A 15088-nucleotide genomic window follows, 5' to 3' on the forward strand; every position below is an offset into this window, starting at 1 on the left:
CCGCTACCCTCACCGCAATCGTCAATGGCCATAAGCAGAGCCAAATCGACCAACTATTACCATGGAATTATACCGGCCCGGTGTGAGTGAGACACCGCTTACGACATATCAGCGTCTATAGCGATAATGATCTTGATGGGTTGTTCGTGAGAGACCGTGTTGTCGGCGACGGGCCAAAGGGCGAATGCGATCGGCAGGGGGGTCCGTCATTGAAGACGGGAAGTATACTGCTACGAACCTTTTGCGTGTACGCGCCATAATGTTGTCGACCGTTATTTAAGAGCACTTACTTTAGCTCAACGACTATTTAAGCCAAAAGCCAATTGCTTAAAAAAGGCCGCTTCCGGATAGTGGGAGCATGTCCGCACCCCCAAATACTTGTTTCTCGCGTGGCATTCCAGCGACACGCTGAAGCCGAAGGGCGGTTCAACGAAGTACTGGCAAGACTAAGCGATATGGCCAGAAAGTTCGGGGCAGGCTGATAGTCTGTTTAATCCGACGTCGCGAAGTGCGTGCGTGGCGCACTGCGCCGCACATATGCGCGCTGGTGCGGGTATCTTGCTATCCGGTTTTTGTGATCGGATCTGCGTTAGAGAAAAGCTTCGCTGGGTCCTGGCAATTTCTTTTTCAGGCACGATCATTGTCGGTCCGCTTAGCGCGCAATTTCAGCCATTACCGTACCATTCACATGCACTCCAAAGCGGTCATTCCGCTTTTTTGCTGCTAACGACCATGATGGGGTGGTTTTCAGCCCGTCGGCTTTTGGCCGTGAAGTATCGAAAGCGGGCGTCACTACCTATTCCCGTTTCGCTTTAACAGACAAAACTCGCGTTTCGATGCACAGCTGACTTTTACACTGTGCAAGCTATCGCTGTAGCAGGGCCAGAAAACTGATGCGTAGATCTTGATTTACGCACTGGCGGATATGATAATTTAGTCGGTTTGCATATCCTGGGCTGCTGCCGTTTTTTTAGCGTGCTGCTCCATCAGATTGAGGGCAGACTTGTTCGCTTCGCCCCACTGATAGAGCATTTCAATCGGCTGTGCGAAGGTATGGCCAAGGGGTGTTAGTTCATATTCCACCTTGGGCGGAACGACGTTGTAAACGCGTCGATGCACAAGGCCCCGCAGCTCGACTTCCCGCAACGTCTGGATCAACATTTTCTTAGAAATTCCGGGCAAGGCCCGCTGCAGATCGCCAGTGCGGCATTTGCCGCCCGGCCAATGGTTGAGGGCATGCAAAATCAAACTGGTCCACTTCCCTGCAAACAGGTCCATGACGCGACGGGGCAGACAGGTTTCTTCGAAAACGAGTTTATCGCCGACAATGGTGGGCATTTATGGTCACCTTTTGGGTACTATGTCCCCTAAGGGTGCCTAATAGCCTTTTTAGCTCTAGTCGTCTATTGTCCTTAAACCCACAACAACGAAAGAAATTGCATGTCTAGCCTGTTCGACCCGCTGAAAATTGGCCGTTTGGAGCTGCCGAACCGCATCATCATGGCTCCCCTTACGCGGAGGCGGGCAGGCGTGGAGCGTGTCCCCAATGCAATGATGGCGGAGTATTACCAGCAACGGGCAGGCGCGGGCCTGATCTTGAGCGAGGCCACATCCATCTCGCCGCAAGGTGTTGGCTATTGGGGAACGCCCGGCATATGGAATGATGCACAGATAGAAGGATGGAGGCTCGTCACCGCAGCCGTGCATGAAGCTGGTGGCCGCATCTTTTCGCAACTCTGGCACGTAGGCCGCATTTCCGATCCAGAATTGCTCGAGGGCCAATTGCCAGTTGCGCCGAGTGCGATTGCCGCAGCAGGGCATGTGTCAACGCTCCGACCTAAGCGCCCCCATCCGGTGCCACGCGCTCTTAAGACAGAAGAAATTCCTGGCATAGTGGCCGACTTCCGGCGCGGTGCTGAGAACTCCATGCGAGCGGGCTTCGATGGCGTCGAGCTACATGCCGCAAATGGCTATCTGATCGATCAATTTTTGCAGGACAAAACTAATCACCGCACTGATCGCTATGGTGGATCGGTGGAGAACCGCGCCCGATTTCTGCTTGAAATTCTCGATGCTGTTGTCGAGGTTTGGGGCGCGGACCGGGTCGGCGTCCATCTTCGGCCACGCGGTGAAGAACACGACATGGGCGACAGCAATCCTAATGCCATTTTTGGCTATGTCGCTGACGAGCTGAAAAAGCGTGAAATCGCCTTTATTTTCGTGCGGGAAATCGAAGGCCACGACAGCCTTTTAGGTGAAATCAAGCGTCGGTTTGGCGGGCCTGTCATCGCCAACGAGCTGATGAGCAAAGAGGACGGAGAGCGCTTCATTGAGGCGGGCCTTGCCGATGCCATGGCCTTCGGTCGTGACTATATCGCTACGCCTGATCTCACCGAACGCTTAAAGCTGGGTCTGCCCTTCAATGACCAAAACAAAGAGACGTTTTACGGCGAGGGTCCGACCGGATACACCGACTATCCGCGCATGGTCCCCCGCTCAGTCCCATAATGGAGATTACGCGCTTCCATCGTCAGCGGCTGCTTTCAGGAAGTGGCATGAGTGCTGCGAGTTTAGCGCGCAATTCCGGTCATTGGAATTTTCGCGGGGCACACACAACAGCGGACATTCTACATGCGTCTTATAATGCCTGTGAAGGGGGTGATCCATCCGACGGCTCTTGGAATTCGCAATAGATATGCTGCCTTTTGAGAAAACTGCCACAGATGTTTCCCAACCAATTACGGCGCCCGCACCATGGGTGTAGGCGCCAACGCAGCTTAAGCGGCGAGGTGCTGATTGAAGAAGCTGGTCAGCCTGTCGAACGGGATCAGGTCGACCTTGTCGTAGAGATCGACATGGCTGGCGCCCGGGATGATCATCAGTTCCTTCGGCTCCGCCGCCGCCGCGAAGGCGGTTTCGCTGAAGTAGCGCGAATGGGCCTTTTCACCGTGGATGAACAGGATCGGCCGCGGGGAGATCTCGGCGATGTAGGTCAGGATCGGCAGGTTCATGAACGGCAGGGGAGTGGTCTGCGTCCAGGCGTTGCCGGAATTGACCGCATGTTTATGGTAGCCGCGCGGCGTGCTGTAGTAGTCGTGATAGTCGATCATAAACTGAGGCGAGTCCGACGCGACATTGGCATTATACGCTGCCTGATAGGCCGGCGCACCGGCTTCGGCATCTGCCCAACGCTGACGGCTCAACTGCTCCAGCGTCTTGGCGCGTTGCTCCAAAGTCACGCTGTCGTTGTAGCCCTTCGACATGACGCGGGTCATGTCATACATGGTACTGGCGACCACGGCTTTGACGCGCTTGTCGACGGCGACGGCGCTCAACGCCATGCCGCCCCAGCCGCAGATGCCGATCACGCCGATACGCTCGCGGTCGATGGCATCGTGCAGGCCGAGATAGTCCACCCCGGCCATGAAATCCTCGGTGCTGATGTCGGGGGATGCGACATTGCGCGGCTCACCGCCGCTTTCGCCGGTATAGGATGGATCGAACGCCAGCGTGACGAAGCCGCGTTCGGCCATGGTCTGCGCGTAAAGACCGGACGATTGTTCCTTGACGGCGCCGAACGGGCCGCTGACGACGATGGCTGGCAGGCGGTTGTTCGCCCGGTCCTTCGGCAGGTAGAGATCGCCCGCGAGCGTGATGCCGTAACGGTTCTTGAACGTGACCTTCTGGTGATCGACTTTTTCGCTTTTCGGGAAAACCTTGTCCCAGTCCTGTGACATCGTCTGCGCCTTTGCTTCTGGAGTGCTGAGGAACGACGCTGCGCCGAGGGCCGCGACACCCACGCCAGCAAGTTTGAGGAGATCGCGGCGGCCCATGTCGGGTGCGTCCTGTTCGGTTGTGTTTCGGGGAGTGCTTTGCTGTTTCATGTCAGATTCTCCTTGGTGTTTATGGGAAGCCCTCGATCAATGAGGGCAAAATTGGCAGTGGGGTACGCAGCACTGAGGATCAGGACAGTGCCTCAGCGCGTAGCGGGAATTCGCCTCGCACCATGAGGGGCGCGATGCCGCCATCCAGACGACCGAGGCGGATCAGGCCGCGCGACCATCGATAAGGGGCGTAGTACATCACGAGGTTGCCCCAGGGTGCGTAGTAGCAAAGGTCGCCGACTGACTCGTTGTTGATGCGGGCGCTGCCGTCGCCGCTCAGCTTGCGCGGCAGATAGGTGATCTTCTCATTGTCTCTGTAATCGCTGATCTTCAGGTCGAGCGGCAACATGGCGAACAACTCGCGGGCGGACGCCGTGTCCTCCAGCGTTGTCGTGAAGTCCTGGTCGGCGAAGGTAAATCTGAGGCGCATGGTGGCTCCATCCTGCGCCCCGGCCTTGCCCGTCAGCGCGGTAATCAGTGTGGGGATGGCGAGGCTTGCCGCACCGGTGGCCAGCAGCGAACGCCGGGAAATTTGAATAGCCACTGTCATGTCAAGCCTCTTTCGGCTTCAACAGGCGCTGGCCATTGCCGATCAGCATGACCGCTAGAACGGCCAGAACCACGCTGCCGATAAATGTGCCCTGGATGGAGATGCCATCCAGCAGGAAACCGCCCACCACCGCACCGAGCAGGATCGAGGTCTGGATCGCCGCGACCATCAGGCTGCCGGCAGCCTCAGGCGCGTCGTCGGCGTTCTGCGACATCCATGTCATCCAGATGACGGAAAACATGGTGTTCATCGCGCCCCAGATCGCCATGAAAAGGCCCACGGCTGCGACCGAGAAGCCCAGGATCAAAAGCCCGACAGTCGCACCGCCCATGACCAGCGCCGGCAACCTCAGGAGGGAGGCGACATTGCCCTTGATGAACCGGCCCGCGGCCCATGTGCCGATGAAACCCGCACAGCCCAGAAGCAGCAGGAGCACCGAAAGCATGGTCACATCCACGCCCGTCACCTGCTCCAGAAACGGCCGCAGATAGGTGAACATGGTGAAGGCCGAACCCCAGGAAAGCATGCAGGCCACGAGGCCGCGCAGGAAATATGGGCGCTTCAGCAGGCCGAACATGGCACGGAAGTTCTGCTTCTCGCCGGCAGGCAGGGACGGCAGCGCGATCACATGCCAGACGAGGTTGACGGCGACGATCGGCGTCAGCGCCCAGAAGACCTCGCGCCAGCCGAACAGGCTGCCGAGATAGCTGCCGACAGGGGCCGCGAAGGCTGCGGCGATTGCTTGGCCGCCATACATCAGCGCGAGCGCGCGTGGCACGTCCTCAGCCGGAACCAGACGCATGATAACGGCGGTCGCCAGCGCCCAGAAGCCGCCGATGCAGATGCCGAGCAAAGCACGGCCGATCATCAGGACTGTGAAATTCGGCGCGGCGGCGACCAGAACCAGCGACAGCAGCATGAAACCCGTCAGCGCGATCAGCACCCATTTCCGGTTCAGCTTTCCGGCGGCGGTGGTGACAAGCATGCTGGCTATGACGGCAAATAGCCCGCTGATCGAGATTGCCTGACCTGTCTGTCCTTCGGTCGCGTGCAGCCCTTCGGCCATCGGCGTCAACAGGCTGACTGGCATGAACTCTGATGCGATCAGCATCGCCACGCAGAGCGCCATCGAAAGAACGGCGCCCCAGGCGGCAACGGGCTTGCTACTTACATCTGCTGTGGCGGCATCCATGATATCCGCTTTCTCCTGAAACTTTTGCTGACCTGTAACTTATCGGCTTTGCGATCAAGCGATTACCCGCTAAAATCCGCATGAACCAATCGACGTGGTCGATTAATGTTTTCATGGATGGAGCAGGTGGGACACATGGAGCAAACCGATTTCAACCACCTGACCTGGTTTCGGATCGTGGCCGAGGAGCGGAGCTTCACGAAGGCAGCTGCACGGATCGGCGTGGCGCAATCTACGCTCAGTCATACAATCAAGCAGCTCGAAGCGCGGATGGGCATCCGCCTTCTGACCCGCACGACGCGCAATGTCGCAACGACTGTTGCGGGCGAGCGCCTGCTTCGAACGATCACGCCGCGCATGGCAGAGATCGAGGAGGAGATCGGGGCGTTGATGGAGTTTCGCGACAAGCCGTCGGGCTCGATAAAACTAACTCTGTCCGACCATGCGCTAGAAAGTGTCGTCTGGCCGAAGCTGAAGCCAGTGCTTAAAGACTATCCCGACATCAGTGTCGAATTGCTGCTGGACAGCACCTTCCGCAATATCGTCGAAGAAGGCTTCGATGCTGGCGTGCGCTTGGGTGAAAGCATTGAGAAGGACATGATTGCGGTCCGCATCGGACCGGACTGGCGGCTGGTTGCGTTGGCATCGCCGGATTATCTCGACGCGCATGGCGTGCCAGAACACCCGAAGGATCTCGTCCGGCACATCTGCATCAACATGCGCCACGAGACCGCAGGCGGTCTCTATGCGTGGGAGTTTGCAAAAGACGGTGAGGAGTTGCGGGTTCGGGTCGACGGTCAGCTCACCTTCAATAACTCCTACGCCATGATCGACGCCGCGTTGAATGGTTATGGCATCGCCTATGTGCCGGAGAACATCGTGGAGCGGCAGATCGCTTCGGGCGAACTGGTCCTGGTTCTCGACGACTGGTCGCCGTTTTTCGATGGCTATTTCCTCTATTATCCCAGCCGCCGCCAGAACCTTCCTGCGTTCAAGATCATTGTGGATGCGCTGCGGCACCGTGGGTAGAGAAATACAATGTCATGCTCTGGCTTAGAGAAATCGTTTACCGGATCGCAAAAAATGATCTTGTCGGTGGGGAAGCAGCTTTGTGCAGACCAATTGCTCACAGTCCAAGCTGTACCGTCGGTCTTCCTGGACGAACGGCAGGCTTCGGTTGTAACTCGTAGCCTAGGGAACGGCGACCATCAAGGTCGAAAGCTGCCGGACTGTTAAGCGTGCAATTGCAGACATTACGGTACAATTAACACGCACTCCAAAACGGTCATTCTGCTTTTTTTGCTGCAAACCACCATGATGGGGTGGAAACAGACTGGCAGCTTTCGGTAATGAGATCGGCAAAGCAGACCGCTCTGAACAGTAGCATAGGCAAAGAATTGGAAAAGAGACATGAGCGGTATCCTGCGGGACAGGATACCGCCATTCACGAGGCACTGATGCCTAGTGCGCCGCCATAAAGGGCATACTGCTTTTTGTCGGTCAGATTATTGGCGACCTGTCGACGGCAGACTCACGGGACCGGAGGAGCGCCAGCCCTAACGACACCAGCACCGCCATCATTGTTGAGTAACAGATCACCGGCCACGCTGTGTCTCCGTTTAGTAGCGTCACCGCAAATGTCCCGACGATGCTGACTATCAGACTTTGGATGCAGAAGTAGAACGCAACCGCCGATCCTGCGATGTCGTCGAACTGCGCAAGTGCGCCGTTGGCGGTAACGGACACTGTTAAGACAATACCGACTGCCATAACCCACATTGGCACGATAATGCTGAGGAACGACGGCGAGCCGAAGAGTTCGCCGACTACCAATAGAACCGCGCCGCAAACGAGCAACGCCATTCCTCGCGCCACGCACCCCATGATGCCACATCTGGCGACAAAGGACTTCGCGAAACGAGTTGTCACGATCATGACGAGCGCGACGGTTGCGAAGGCAAAGCTGAATCCGATCTCGGAATAGCCAGCTTGACCTATGAGGACGCGGGGGGCGGTCGAGAAGAACACAAAGAAGGTGCCCATGCCGGCGCTAAAGCCAACCGTATAGACCCAAAAGGCTGGGCTCGCGAAAATCGGCAAAACGGATCGTCGTGTCTTCGCTTGATCCATAAAACGGGTTTCGTGCCACCTGAACCCGGCATTCAGCAGAGCAAGCAATGCCAGTGCAGACAGGGTGATGAATATCGCCCGCCATCCCAAGAACTCACCGATCAACGCTCCGGCGATAGGGCCGAGCGCAGGCACAAACGCCAGCATCGAACTGAAAAGGCCGTAGATGATAACACCTTCGGGACGATTGGCATAAACGTCGCGAACCGTCGCGAAGGTCGCCACCAGCATGGCCGACGCGCCAACTGCTTGAAGCAGTCGGAAAGCCACAAAGGCTAATGCAGTTGAAGACCCAGCAGCTCCCACAGACGCTATGACAAAAGCCGTTGCGCCCGCAAGCAGGATTGGCCGCCGTCCGATGCGATCTGAGAGCGGGCCAAAGATCACCTGGCCCACCCCGAGCATCACCATGTAGAGGCTCAAGGTGAGTTGGATCGTGGAGGACGTCGTGTTCAGGATGTCAGGCATCGCTGGAACGACAGGGAGGTAAATATCCATCGCCAATGAAGCGAGAATGTCGAAGGGAGCCATCAGCACTAGGGCTGCCGGCAGCGTATAGGCCCACGCAGGGCGTGTGGTGGTCATGATAAATCAACCGCTCGATTAAGGAATACCGGGCGGCGTCTGCTCGTGAGCAATCAGATGGGATTGGTCTTACAGAGCGCCGCAACAACAATACTGGTTGTTGCGGCTTACTTGTCTGCTGACTTCGAATTTTCCATCTGATGACTCCACAATTCGAATTTGGGTAGCTATTCACTATCCGATTATATGTTACGCCGCAAGGTGACAGGGTTGATGCCTATCGCATCAATGCTTTAGCGTATGCCCCGTTCAAGCGGCTCCCGGATGGCCATGCCGAGTAAGCAGATGTCTCCTCATTGCGCTGGATCGGGCCCCATCGCCATCGCCGTCAAGGAATATTTCCAACAGCGTGGAAACCGTACTGGCGTGATCTGACAGAGACCGCTTTCAGTATTTCGTATTTCGACAGCCAAGGGCTGACTTAAGGGTCGGAAGCTGCCGGACGGCATTGCGCGTAATGTTGGACGTTAGGGGTACCGAAAAGTTTGCTGAAAGCGGTCGTTTCGCTTTTCATACTGCTAACGACCATGATGAGGTGGAAATTGAACTGGCGTCTTTAGGAAGGCCGCACAAGAAAGCGGTCATTCATTTTAATGACTAGATGTCCTGATCGAACCCTTAGTGGACCCGTTAAAACATTCGCGAATTCGGACTGCTCCAGCAAAAATTATGCGGCCGGCATTCGCTCGAATGCCTGCAGGGAGGGATCCATCTTGTTCCACCTATGGCCGCCCACACTATATGTGACTACCTGCGGATTGAACCTGCCTGGATCGTCAAGACTGGAAGCGTGGACCGCTATCAGTTCCGGCATCGCGGCAAATGTTAGGTAAACTGGAGTTCCGCAGGTCGGGCAGAAGGCGTGTATCTTTTCATTTCCACTGTCGCCCGCGACCGGCCAGCTTTTGGCCTCACCCATGATTGTCACTTCGGCGCGCTGCGGGAACGTCAGATAGGATCCATGCCCAGTGCCGCTGCTTTTCTGGCAATCGCCGCATTGGCAGTGGTTCTCGAAGATCGGTTCGCGGGTCGTTTCATAGCGGATCGCACCACAGGCGCGGCCGCCGGTAGGCTTTGGTCATGATTATTCTTTCTGGATGTGAGATTTGACGCCGCCTGAAGTCAGACCGCCTTTGGCTTGGCGAAGACGTCCAGACTCTTGCCGGTTTCGAGGAGAGATTTCAGGCTGGAGAGAACAATCGGCCAACCTTTGCTGATGCCGTTCGCCATACCGCTACCTGCAATCAGGTCGTCATGGGTGACGGTCAATCTGACCATCTCGTCGTACTCTATTATCTCGAAGGTCACGCGGCTGTGGCTGGCCGGATCGGCAACCTGCGAAGCATTGGCCCAGGAGATGACCAGACGGGTCGGCGGAGAGACCTCGATGATCTTGCCGACAAGTTCGACGGTGCGTTCATCATTGGCACGAATGTGTTCCCACTTCGATCCGATCTTCCAGTCGGAAACATTCTCGTGACCCCAGTAACGCCTTGCGATTTCTGGTTTCGTTATAGCCTCGAACACCTTTTCCGGCGTCGTGTGAATATAGGTTACGTAAACAAAGCTGGTTGTCTCTGTGGTCATTGCTATTCTCCTTCGAGTTCTTTCTTCAGGTCGTGCAGCAGAATGAGCCTCTGGCGTTCGAATTTCCGCACCCACCGCTCGTAGACTTCGTGCAGCGGCACCGGATTGATGAAATGCAGCTTTTCGCGTCCACGCCTGACCGTGCTCACCAGATTAGCATCTTCCAATATCCCGAGGTGCTGCGCCGCGGATTGCCTGGCCATGTCTAGGGTTTCGCAAAGCGCGCCTAGCGTCTGCCCGTTCTTCTCACACAGAAGGTCGAGCAGCTTTCTGCGTGTCGGGTCGCCCAGGGCTTTGAAAACTTTGTCAGTGTGCATGGTCTGAATCTTTGCCAGATTATAAATATGCAGGTAAATACCTGCATGTCAAGAGGCGAGCTGACTCAAGCGCCCAATCCACACTCATAACTTTGTAACTACTGATATCAGTGTCCGGTTAGGGAGAGACTGGCCATCGTCGGCTATAAATTGGTTGAGGGTCGCAAGCCGTCGGACCGTTTACGCCTCCAAGCCGGTCATAGAGGTCGTTATCGCCCCTCCCAAAAAGCAGACATCGCGCCGGGACTGCGCACGTCGCCTCTGCGCCAATAGCCGCCAAGCCCCCCCAACACTTCGATCGCGAGCGAAGCATCTCTTCCGGGAAGCTGCCATAAGGATCCGTCGCCATTGGAGCCCAGTTTATGATGTCTTTCCCACCTTGCACGACTGCATCCTTTTTCGGCTGGCATGTGGTCGCTGCGACCTTCGTGCTGGCAGTCTTTGGCTGGGGCGTTGGTTTTTACGGAACACCGATCTACCTGCAGATGGTGGTCCAGCGAACGGGTTGGTCCGTCGCGCTTGTCTCGGCTGCCGTAACACTGCACTTTTTGGTCGGCGCGGCCGTCGTGGCAAACCTTCCCCGACTGTATCGGCTTGCTGGCGTAGCTGCGATCACCACCATCGGCGCGGTTCTTCTCGCCATCGGCGTCGTCGGTTGGTCTGTAGCCGACCAGCCGTGGCACCTGTTTGTCGCCGCTCTCTTGAGCGGAACAGGCTGGGTTGCAATGGGCGCCGCGGCGGTGAATGCCATTATCGCCCCCTGGTTTGTCCGCGCCCGCCCGGCGGCACTGTCCATGGCCTACAATGGGGCGAGTGTGGGTGGCGTGATCTTTTCCCCCCTGTGGGTTATGCTCATTGCTTCAATCGGCTTTGCACATGCAGCCATCGTCGTTGGCATCTCCATGGTCACCACTGTGGTCGCCTTGTCCGTTCTGGCATTTTCCAAATCTCCCGACGTTCTGGGGCAATTTCCGGACGGAGCACGGCCGGACCGCGAGGCGACGTTTCCACTGCTCGCTACGCCCACAGCAGGTGCTTTGCTTTGGCGCGACCGCCGATTCCTGACGCTGGCAGCGGGTATGGCAGCCGGGCTGTTTGCGCAGATCGGGCTGCTGGCCCATCTGTTCTCGATCATGGTTCCGGTTTTCGGATCACGGTCGGCGGGCCTGCTCATGGGAGGGGCTACCGTTGCGGCAATCCTCGGGCGCACTGGCATCGGCTGGCTGATGCCGGTTTCGGCGGACCGCCGTCTGATTGCCTCCGCCAGCTATGGCGTTCAGATCATCGGCACCCTGATGCTTTTGACGACGGGTGGAGGAAATACTGCTGCAACGGTTGTCGGCGTGCTGCTTTTCGGCCTCGGCATCGGCAACGCCACGTCACTCCCGCCTCTCATCGCCCAAGCGGAGTTCGACAAAGCCGATGTCTCCCGCGTGGTGCCACTGATCGTGGCTCTCAGCCAAGCGGCCTACGCTCTCGCTCCCGCACTATTCGGAATGGCCCGGACGATCTTCGATCCCGCCGTTTTTATATTGGCGGTGGCGATCCAGTTTCTGGCAGTTATGGCGTTTTTAGCCGGACGCCGCAAATGACCGCAAAGGGATGAGAGGCGTCTGCCGCTTTGCGCCCTCATTTCAGACGTTCATGTGAAATTCGATCGTTTCCTCGAAGCAGACATAGACCAGACGCTCCAAATGCGTTCTCTCTGATACTCCTAGCCGACGTGAGCATCAATCCAAGCGCGCGTCTGATCAAGAACCTCGTCTGATAATTCCGGATCATCGACCGCTCTGGCCAGAATGACTGCTCCCACCATTGCTGCCCAGCTTCCTATCGCTGCACGGCGCTTGTTGGCTGCATCTTGCTCCTGAAGCGCCCCCTCAATACGGACAATCTGCGCGCGCAGTCCTTCAGCCATAGCGGCCTTCGCCGCGGGTGTCTGGTGGCGAATTGCAGCACTCAAGCTTGCCGTCGGGCAGCCGTTACCTGGATTATCACGGTGCCGAGGCGTCAAATAGGAGCGAGTGAAATCACTGAACTTGCCGTCTCCGAAACTATCTGCTGCAATCGCGTGACCCAGCGTCTGCGCCACCAGATCGTCCTTCGAGTTAAAGTGTCCATAGAAGCCCCCATGGGTAAGTCCGGCGGCCTTCATAACTTCGGCGACGCTCACCGCATCAAACCCTTTATCCTTGAACAACTGGCTTGCGACTTCAAGAATCCGGCGTCTGTTCTGCGCCATTTGTTCGCGACTAACCTTCATTTTTAAAATTCTCCGCAACGGATATTGACATTTACATGATGCTCATCATATTTAAAAGCAATCATGATGGTTGTCATGAATATACGATCAATAATAGAAAAGAGCAATCCGATGAGCCGAATTCCTGAAGTCCTGATAACGGGCGCCTCCACTGGCATTGGCGCAACATATGCGGAGCGGTTCGCACGTCGCGGACATAATCTCGTGCTGGTCGCCCGAGACGTGGCACGTATGGAGGCGCTTGCAAGCCGTCTGCACCAGGAAAGCGGCGTGACTATCGATATTCTTCAGGCCGACCTCACACAGCTGGCCGATATTGCAAAAGTTGAAACCAGACTACGTGATGATGTGCGCATCGGCATTCTCGTCAACAATGCCGGAACAGCGATCGGCGGAAGCTTCGTAGACCAGAGTGTCGACGATATAACCAAGCTCGTTGCTCTCAACGCTACTGCACTTGTCCGACTTGCCAGCGCCATTGCTCCACGTCTTGCTAAGGCTGGTGAGGGTGCAATCATCAATATCGGTTCAGTCGTTGGCCTCGCACCGGAGTTTGGTATGACGGTTTACGGGGCAACAAAGGCTTTTGTCCTGTTCCTGTCACAGGGGCTTGCACATGAACTTGGATCCAAAGGTGTCTACATTCAGGCCGTGCTTCCCGCCACGACACGGACCGAAATATGGGATCATGTCGGCGCAGACATAAACGCCATGAGCAATGTCATGGAAGTGGGCGATCTTGTGGATGCCGCCCTGGTAGGATTTGATCGTCGCGAACCAGTGACAATCCCGCCGCTTCACGATGCTGGACAGTGGGATGCTTTTGACGGCGCGCGCAAAGCTATGCTCGGCAACCTCGTCAACGCGCTTCCAGCCGAACGGTATCGTACGCTTGCCTGAGCATTTAGTTAGCAAGTCAAGGCAACTGCAGAAGAAATACCAGAGGTAAAACTATGACCAATAACCCGCTTTTTGAATCCTACGCTCTCGGTGCTATCACGTTATCTAACCGGATCGTCATGGCGCCCCTCACGCGCAATCGCGCTGGTGCTGGCCTCGTGCCGAGTGAGCACGCTGCGCAATATTATGCCCAGCGCGCGAGCGCCGGACTCATTATTACCGAGGCGACACAAGTCTCCAGGCAGGCACAGGGCTATCAGGATACGCCAGGGCTCTACACACCGGAGCAAATTGCTGGCTGGCAGAAGGTGACCGATGCGGTTCATGCCAGTGGCGGCCGGATTTTCGTCCAGCTCTGGCATGTGGGTCGCGTCAGCCACGTCGATCTTCTTGGCGGTGAAGCGCCGGTTGCACCATCAGCAATTCGTGCCGGGACCAAGACGTTCGTGAATAATGGTTTCGCTGACGTATCTGAGCCGCGTGCTCTTGAGCTTAATGAGCTTCCGGGCATTATCGACGATTTCCGGCAAGCGGCAGCCAATGCCATCAAGGCTGGTTTCGACGGTGTTGAGGTCCACGGTGCTAATGGCTATCTGCTTGAGCAGTTCGCAAAGGATGGTGCCAATGTTCGAACAGACGCCTATGGCGGCTCTGTGGAAAACCGCGCGCGCCTGATGCTCGAAGTTACCGCTGCGGTTGTGCAGGAAATCGGTGCTGAGCGTACCGGTATCCGGATTTCTCCGGTCTCGCCCGCCAACGGCATTTCGTCCAGTGATCCACAAGCGCAGTATGACTATATCGTCGATGAGCTTCAGGCACTTGGCATCGCCTACATTCACGTCGTTGAAGGTGCCACCGGTGGACCGCGCGATGTCGCACCCTTTGATTACGGCTCGCTTCGCAGCCGCTTCAGCAAGACCTATATCGCCAACAATGGTTATGATCTTGGGCTAGCGACGTCGCATCTGGCCGACCGCAAAGCAGATCTGATTGCCTTCGGACGCCCATTCGTTGCCAATCCGGATCTCGTGGAACGGCTACAAAGCGGCGCACCGCTCGCCGAAGTCAATCCGGCGACGATCTACGGCGGAGGAGCTGCGGGCTATACGGACTATCCGCGCGTTACTGAGACTTCCCCTACTTGAGCCAAAGGAGCCGCACTTACGTGCGGCTTCCGCAAGACCGCCCACCATTAATGTCTGATAACTCCCAAAGCTGCGGGGCACGGCGCCACGCCCTAGATCGAGAAGAATGCAATGACGACCTTTGCATCAGCAACACTGAAGACTGCATTCGTGACCGGCGCTTCCAGCGGCATCGGCAAGGCAACAGCATTGGCGCTCAGCCGGGCGGGTTACCTGGTGATCGGCACAAGCCGCAAGGCGGCAATCGGCGAGATCCGCGATGGCATACGTATGATCGCTTGCGATGTGACCTCGGTTGCCTCCGTTGCAGCCGCTGTGGCCTTGGCACATGCAGAACTCGACCGCATCGACCTATTGGTCAACAATGCCGGCTATGCTGTATCGGGGGCAGCGGAGGAAAGCTCGATTGAGCAGGTCCGCGCACTGTTCGACTGGACTTCCCCTTCAAAAGTGGAGGGCTTCTGTTAGACAAAACTGACAGGAGACTTAGAATTGAAGCAGCGAGAATTTACAGAAGAGTTCAAACGCGAAGCCG

Annotated in this window: 14 protein-coding genes and 1 pseudogene; 6 read left to right on the forward strand and 9 right to left on the reverse strand. The window is 56.8% G+C overall.

Going from position 1 to position 15088, the window contains the following annotated elements; translation table 11 throughout:
- Positions 1-933 precede the first annotated feature (933 nt).
- Positions 934-1338 (reverse strand): winged helix-turn-helix transcriptional regulator, encoded by a 405-nt coding sequence (locus tag WH356_RS23605; protein WP_339515276.1) that lies wholly within the window; start codon positions 1336-1338, stop codon positions 934-936.
- A gap of 102 nt (positions 1339-1440) precedes the next feature.
- On the opposite strand from WH356_RS23605, the gene WH356_RS23610 reads away from it, so the two are divergent.
- Complete coding sequence (locus WH356_RS23610; protein WP_339515278.1) at positions 1441-2508, forward strand: alkene reductase; 1068 nt, start codon at positions 1441-1443, stop codon at positions 2506-2508.
- 269 nt (positions 2509-2777) lie between these two features.
- Here WH356_RS23610 and WH356_RS23615 read toward each other — a convergent pair whose 3' ends face one another.
- From WH356_RS23615 to WH356_RS23625, 3 genes are all read right to left on the reverse strand, one after another.
- Positions 2778-3884, reverse strand: coding sequence for an alpha/beta hydrolase (locus WH356_RS23615; protein ID WP_339515280.1), 1107 nt, complete (start codon positions 3882-3884; stop codon positions 2778-2780).
- Positions 3885-3963: 79 nt separating this feature from the next.
- Positions 3964-4434, reverse strand: coding sequence for a cyclophilin-like fold protein (locus WH356_RS23620; RefSeq protein ID WP_339515282.1), 471 nt, complete (start codon positions 4432-4434; stop codon positions 3964-3966).
- A gap of 1 nt (position 4435) precedes the next feature.
- The gene (locus WH356_RS23625) at positions 4436-5626 is read right to left on the reverse strand and encodes an MFS transporter (protein ID WP_339515284.1); all 1191 of its coding nucleotides are present in this window, start codon (positions 5624-5626) and stop codon (positions 4436-4438) included.
- 135 nt (positions 5627-5761) lie between these two features.
- Here WH356_RS23625 and WH356_RS23630 point away from each other — a divergent pair, with 135 nt between their 5' ends.
- A complete protein-coding gene (locus WH356_RS23630) occupies positions 5762-6655 on the forward strand; it encodes a LysR family transcriptional regulator (RefSeq protein ID WP_339515286.1) in 894 nt (297 codons plus the stop codon).
- Between the two features lie 471 nt (positions 6656-7126).
- Here WH356_RS23630 and floR read toward each other — a convergent pair whose 3' ends face one another.
- The 4 genes from floR to WH356_RS23650 form a co-directional block, all read right to left on the reverse strand.
- Positions 7127-8341: a chloramphenicol/florfenicol efflux MFS transporter FloR gene (gene floR / locus WH356_RS23635; protein ID WP_339515288.1), complete on the reverse strand. Its 1215-nt coding sequence runs from the start codon at positions 8339-8341 to the stop codon at positions 7127-7129.
- 667 nt (positions 8342-9008) lie between these two features.
- Entirely contained in the window at positions 9009-9386 is a 378-nt protein-coding gene (locus tag WH356_RS23640; protein ID WP_339515302.1) for a GFA family protein, read from the reverse strand.
- Between the two features lie 77 nt (positions 9387-9463).
- A complete protein-coding gene (locus WH356_RS23645) occupies positions 9464-9928 on the reverse strand; it encodes an SRPBCC family protein (protein ID WP_339515290.1) in 465 nt (154 codons plus the stop codon).
- A gap of 2 nt (positions 9929-9930) precedes the next feature.
- Positions 9931-10245: an ArsR/SmtB family transcription factor gene (locus WH356_RS23650; RefSeq protein WP_339515292.1), complete on the reverse strand. Its 315-nt coding sequence runs from the start codon at positions 10243-10245 to the stop codon at positions 9931-9933.
- Positions 10246-10607: 362 nt separating this feature from the next.
- Between WH356_RS23650 and WH356_RS23655 the strand changes: the two genes are divergently transcribed.
- Complete coding sequence (locus WH356_RS23655; protein WP_339515294.1) at positions 10608-11837, forward strand: MFS transporter; 1230 nt, start codon at positions 10608-10610, stop codon at positions 11835-11837.
- Positions 11838-11959: 122 nt separating this feature from the next.
- On the opposite strand, the gene WH356_RS23660 is transcribed toward WH356_RS23655, so the two are convergent.
- Complete coding sequence (locus WH356_RS23660) at positions 11960-12508, reverse strand: TetR/AcrR family transcriptional regulator (protein WP_339515296.1); 549 nt, start codon at positions 12506-12508, stop codon at positions 11960-11962.
- A gap of 111 nt (positions 12509-12619) precedes the next feature.
- On the opposite strand from WH356_RS23660, the gene WH356_RS23665 reads away from it, so the two are divergent.
- From WH356_RS23665 to WH356_RS23675, 3 genes and pseudogenes are all read left to right on the forward strand, one after another.
- Positions 12620-13408 (forward strand): SDR family NAD(P)-dependent oxidoreductase, encoded by a 789-nt coding sequence (locus WH356_RS23665; protein WP_339515298.1) that lies wholly within the window; start codon positions 12620-12622, stop codon positions 13406-13408.
- 53 nt (positions 13409-13461) lie between these two features.
- Entirely contained in the window at positions 13462-14553 is a 1092-nt protein-coding gene (locus WH356_RS23670; protein ID WP_339515300.1) for an alkene reductase, read from the forward strand.
- Between the two features lie 111 nt (positions 14554-14664).
- Positions 14665-14985: pseudogene (locus tag WH356_RS23675) on the forward strand (SDR family NAD(P)-dependent oxidoreductase); the annotation flags it as partial.
- Positions 14986-15088: the final 103 nt, after the last annotated feature.

The organism is Ochrobactrum sp. MYb379, assembly GCF_037479515.1.
GTDB lineage: Bacteria > Pseudomonadota > Alphaproteobacteria > Rhizobiales > Rhizobiaceae > Brucella.

Coding starts and splice junctions, on each gene's coding strand:
- WH356_RS23665 (WP_339515298.1), top strand. CDS start 12,620: ATGAGCCGAATTCCTGAAGTCCTGATAACGGGCGCCTCCACTGGCATT.
- WH356_RS23630 (WP_339515286.1), top strand. CDS start 5,762: ATGGAGCAAACCGATTTCAACCACCTGACCTGGTTTCGGATCGTGGCC.
- WH356_RS23625 (WP_339515284.1), bottom strand. CDS start 5,626: ATGGATGCCGCCACAGCAGATGTAAGTAGCAAGCCCGTTGCCGCCTGG.
- WH356_RS23645 (WP_339515290.1), bottom strand. CDS start 9,928: ATGACCACAGAGACAACCAGCTTTGTTTACGTAACCTATATTCACACG.
- WH356_RS23620 (WP_339515282.1), bottom strand. CDS start 4,434: ATGACAGTGGCTATTCAAATTTCCCGGCGTTCGCTGCTGGCCACCGGT.
- WH356_RS23650 (WP_339515292.1), bottom strand. CDS start 10,245: ATGCACACTGACAAAGTTTTCAAAGCCCTGGGCGACCCGACACGCAGA.
- WH356_RS23655 (WP_339515294.1), top strand. CDS start 10,608: ATGATGTCTTTCCCACCTTGCACGACTGCATCCTTTTTCGGCTGGCAT.
- WH356_RS23670 (WP_339515300.1), top strand. CDS start 13,462: ATGACCAATAACCCGCTTTTTGAATCCTACGCTCTCGGTGCTATCACG.
- WH356_RS23660 (WP_339515296.1), bottom strand. CDS start 12,508: ATGAAGGTTAGTCGCGAACAAATGGCGCAGAACAGACGCCGGATTCTT.
- WH356_RS23605 (WP_339515276.1), bottom strand. CDS start 1,338: ATGCCCACCATTGTCGGCGATAAACTCGTTTTCGAAGAAACCTGTCTG.
- floR (WP_339515288.1), bottom strand. CDS start 8,341: ATGACCACCACACGCCCTGCGTGGGCCTATACGCTGCCGGCAGCCCTA.
- WH356_RS23610 (WP_339515278.1), top strand. CDS start 1,441: ATGTCTAGCCTGTTCGACCCGCTGAAAATTGGCCGTTTGGAGCTGCCG.
- WH356_RS23615 (WP_339515280.1), bottom strand. CDS start 3,884: ATGAAACAGCAAAGCACTCCCCGAAACACAACCGAACAGGACGCACCC.